This window comes from Rhodoplanes roseus (assembly GCF_003258865.1).
In the GTDB taxonomy this organism is placed as follows: Bacteria; Pseudomonadota; Alphaproteobacteria; order Rhizobiales; family Xanthobacteraceae; genus Rhodoplanes; species Rhodoplanes roseus.
On record NZ_NPEX01000493.1, the window covers coordinates 1 to 2501 of the forward strand.

Below are 2501 nucleotides of genomic sequence, written 5' to 3' on the forward strand. Positions count from 1 at the left end.
TGCGCCTGCGCCCGCTCGCGCCGCTCCCGCTTGCCCATCGATCCCGTCTCCAGGGCGAGGCCGACATTGTCGACCGCCGGCGACCCTCCCCCTCCAGGGGAGGGTGAGCTAGCCGCGCTTACTTCGGTCCCGCGACGATGTGGTTGTCGTGCAGCGCCGCGATCTCGTGATCGGCGTAGCCGATCTCGGCGAGGATCTCGTCGGTGTGCTCGCCGAGCCGGGCGGCACGGCGCGGCGGCTCGCGGTCGAGCTCGGAGAAGGCGAAGGGCGTCCCGGGCACCAGATACTCGCCGATGCCGGGCTGCTCGAGCCGCGAGAACATCGGGTTGTCGGGCGAACAGTCCGGGTCCTCCTCGGTCACCTGGCGGAACGAGCGGAACACCGACCAGGTGACGCCGTGCTCGTCGAGCGCGTGGGCGAAGTCCTCGACATTGCGCTGGCGGAACCAGGGCGCCAGCAGCTCGGTGATCTCCTTGCGGGCCTTGAAGCGGTCGCCCTCGCGCGACAGCCGCAAGCCGAGCCGCACGCCGAGATCGTCGAACTCCTCGTGCAGGCCCGTGGTGTGGCGCAGGCCGTCCCATTGCCGGTTGGTGAGCGCGACGATCATGACGCGGCGGCCGTCGGCGGTCTCGAAATCCTGGCCGTAGGCGCCGTACAGCGCATTGCCGAAGCGCGGCCGGTCGAAGCCGTTGACCTGGACCTCGCCGATGATGCCGAGATGACCGAGCGTCGCCAGCGCGACGTCCTTGAGGGCCAGCTCGACGAGCTGGCCCTGGCCGGTCCGGCGGCGGTGGCGCTCCGCCGCCATCAGGCCGAGCGCCGCCTTCTGGCCGGTGACCAGATCCCAGGCCGGCAGCACGTGACAGACCGGATCCTTCGATCCCTCCGGACCGGTGGCGGACGGAAAGCCGACCGCCGGGTTCACGGTGTAGTCGACGGCGGGGCCGCCGCGCCGGTCGCCCAGGACCGAGACCATGATCAGGTCCTCGCGGTGCTTTCTCAGGCTGGCGTAGTCCATCCAGCCGCGCACCCGCAGATTGGTCAGAAACATGCCGCAGTCGGGCCCAGGCGCGCAGATCAGCCGGGTGAGGATCTCCTGGCCGCGCGGCGTCGCCATGTCGACGGCGAGCGAGCGCTTGCCCTTGTTGAGGCCGGCCCAGAACAGGCTCTGATTGTCCTTGGTGACGGGCCAGCGGTGATGGTCGAGGCCGCCGCGGATGCGGTCGAACCGGATCACGTCGGCGCCGAGCTGCGCCAATGTCATGCCGGCGAACGGCACCGCCACGAACGCCGACCCTTCGACGACCCGCATGCCTTCCAGGACCTTGACCATCACCAGGCTCCGTTTGAACAATGCGAACGCTTTACCGTGCCGCTACCCCCCTCCCCGACCCTCCCCCACAAGGGGTGAGGGAGCAGGCTGGGGCGAGGCCAATCACTTCCAACAATCATCGACTCGACAGCGAAAGTGCTGCGGCTCTTGCGTTCCCTCCCCCCTTGAGGGGGAGGGACAGGGAGGGGGGTGGCCGCGGCGTACAGCTCCGCCGATCACCCCTGCGGCAGCAGCCCCGCGAGCTTGGCGCGTTCGACGATCGTCCGCGACATGCGGATCGAGGCGACGTCGACCATGCGGCCGTCGAGGCTGATGGCGCCGTGGCCCTCCCGGCTCGCGGCCGCGGTGGCGTCGAGCACCCGGATCGCCCAGGCCAGCTCCGCCGCGGGCGGCACGAAGGTCTCGTTGACGGTCTCGATCTGGGCCGGGTGGATGCACCACTTGCCGTCGAAGCCCATCGCGCGGGCGATACGGCACGCCTTCCGGAACCCGTCCGGATCCCGTATCCCGGCGAACGGGCTGTCGACGGCACGCTTGTCGAAGGCGCGCGCCGTGCTGACGATGGTGTGCATGATGTGGTGCCAGCGATGGCCCGGATAGAGCGCGTCGTGCTCGTCCGGCTCGCCGATCGAGGCCATCGGCATCCACACCGAGGCGGCGTAGTCGCCGGCGCCGTAGATCAGCGTCTCCAGCCGCGGCGAGGCGGAGGCGATCTCGCGAATGTTGACGCAGCCCGCCGCCGTCTCGATCAGCGCCTCGATGCCGATCGGGCGCGACAGGCCCATGGCGGCCTCGATCTGCGACAGCAGCGTGGCGACGAAGTGCACGTCCGAGGCCGCGCCGACCTTAGGCACCACGACGAGATCGACGCGGTCGCCCGCCTCCTCCACCACCTCGATGAGGTCGCGATAGGCGAACGAGGTGTCGAGCCCGTTCATGCGGAACTGGCGGAGTTTTCGGCCGAAGTCGAGCTCCTTGAAGGCGCGCACCACATTGGCGCGCGCCGCCTCCTTCTCGGCGGGCGCGACGGCGTCCTCGAGATCGATGCACACCGCGTCGGCGGGCGCCGCGGCGGCCTTCTGGATCATGCCCCAGTTGGAGGCCGGGACGATCAGGATGGAACGTTCGAGACGGTCGGTCATGAGAGTTTGTCGAGATCTGAAGAGCG

General features: G+C 69.7%; 2 protein-coding genes. Both read right to left on the reverse strand.

Annotated elements, in window-relative coordinates; translation table 11 throughout:
- Positions 1-118: 118 nt before the first annotated feature.
- On the reverse strand, positions 119-1333 hold the full coding sequence (locus tag CH341_RS30610) for a CoA transferase (RefSeq protein WP_111423356.1): 1215 nt from the start codon (positions 1331-1333) through the stop codon (positions 119-121).
- Positions 1334-1548: 215 nt separating this feature from the next.
- The gene (locus CH341_RS30615; protein ID WP_111423359.1) at positions 1549-2475 is read right to left on the reverse strand and encodes an HpcH/HpaI aldolase/citrate lyase family protein; all 927 of its coding nucleotides are present in this window, start codon (positions 2473-2475) and stop codon (positions 1549-1551) included.
- Positions 2476-2501: the final 26 nt, after the last annotated feature.

What these genes read in the sequence shown, in the direction of transcription:
- CH341_RS30610 (WP_111423356.1), bottom strand. Translation starts at nt 1,333, where the DNA reads ATGGTCAAGGTCCTGGAAGGCATGCGGGTCGTCGAAGGGTCGGCGTTC.
- CH341_RS30615 (WP_111423359.1), bottom strand. Translation starts at nt 2,475, where the DNA reads ATGACCGACCGTCTCGAACGTTCCATCCTGATCGTCCCGGCCTCCAAC.